The sequence below is a fragment of the Mycobacterium sp. GA-1841 genome (assembly GCF_001954135.1).
Classification (GTDB): Bacteria; Actinomycetota; Actinomycetes; order Mycobacteriales; family Mycobacteriaceae; genus Mycobacterium.
The window spans coordinates 1-1,437 of sequence record NZ_MBEQ01000103.1 but is presented as its reverse complement, the minus strand read 5'-3'; the positions used below and the strand labels follow the sequence as shown (position 1 = coordinate 1,437).

Genomic DNA, 1,437 nt, shown 5'->3' with positions numbered 1-1,437 from the left:
CCTTGGATTCAGGCGGTCGCTGCGGTGAATGTGGACGGGTCTGACAGTAGTCGGTCGAGTTCTTCGGCGGGGGTGCGCCATTTGAGTCGTTTGCGGGGTCGGGCGTTGAGTTCGGCGGCGACCTCGTCGAGCCAGCCCGGCCCGTAGAACGACAGGTCGGTGCCCTTGGGGAAGTACTGGCGCAACAGACCGTTGGTGTTCTCGTTGGTGCCGCGCTGCCAGGGGCTGTGGGGATCGCAGAAGTAGATCGGCAGCCCGGTAGCCTCGGTGATCTTGGTGTGCAACGCCATTTCCTTGCCCTGGTCCCAGGTCAGCGAGCGACGCAGGACCTCAGGGATGTCGGGGAGCTTGACGCTCATGGCGTCGGCGAGGGTGGCGGCGGTGCGATCGCCGGGCAGGTGCAGCAAGACCACGAATCCGGTGGTCCGCTCCACCATGGTGCCGATCGCCGAACCCGAGGCGGTGCTGCCCAGGATCAAGTCCCCTTCCCAGTGGCCGGGGATCGCCCGGTCATCGGCTTCCTTGGGGCGATCGCTGATATTGATCATGTCTTTGATCTTGCCGCGGTCGCTAATACTGTTGCGGCCCTGCGGTTTCCGTTGTGCACGCCCGGTGCGCAACGCGGTCTTGACCAGCCGGGCCAACTCCCCGCGTGGTTGGACGTAGAGGGCCTGGTAGATCGTCTCGTGTGACACCCACATCTCCGGATCGTCGGGGAAGTCTTGGCGCAGTCGTTCGGCGATCTGCTCGGGACTGTGCCGCTTTTCCAAGCGTGCCACGACCTCGGCCAACAGCACCGGTCTGTCCTCGAGCTTGCGTGTTTTGGGACGGCGGCGGTTCTCATCGGCCTTGTCCTGCCCGACCCTGGCTCGATACCCCGACCCGGTCAGCCCCTTGACGATCTCGCGGCGGATCGTGTCGCGGTGGCGCCCCACCTTCTGGGCCGCCTCAACCTGCGTATACCCCTGTTCGAGGAGGTCTTCGAGTCGGCAGCGCTCGACGAACGTCAACGGCGCACGCGGCCGCGGTGATCGGTCGATCTCCACGATGGCAAGAGCAGGGGTCCTGGGCACGTACCCAGCCTGTTTCACCCAGACCTGACCGGTGTTTTCCGACACGCCGGCGATCATCGATGCCTCCACCACCGAGGCCCCCGATTTCATCGCGGCCCAAAACGCTTCGCGCACCGCCGCTGGATACCGGGTACCGCAATGTCTCAGATCAGCAATGATCCCAGCTGACCTGGCCCATCTCGAGCCGGTCTGGTGCGACACCCCGGCCAAGGTGGCCGCCGCACACTGCGACAGCCCCGACTTCACCGCCTCCAGGAACACCTCACGCGCAGACTCTGGAACATCTTTGCTGCCATGCTTGCGAAACCCCATCTGCAACACCCCTCAACGAATCAGGTATCGCAGCGACCACTTGAGTCTGAGG

1 protein-coding gene is annotated in these 1,437 nt (G+C 64.6%); it reads right to left on the bottom strand.

Annotated features, from left to right (window positions below; all coding sequences use genetic code 11):
* Positions 1 to 8: 8 nt before the first annotated feature.
* On the bottom strand, positions 9 to 1,163 hold the full coding sequence (locus A5740_RS23740) for an IS30 family transposase (RefSeq protein ID WP_076198170.1): 1,155 nt from the start codon (positions 1,161 to 1,163) through the stop codon (positions 9 to 11).
* Positions 1,164 to 1,437: the final 274 nt, after the last annotated feature.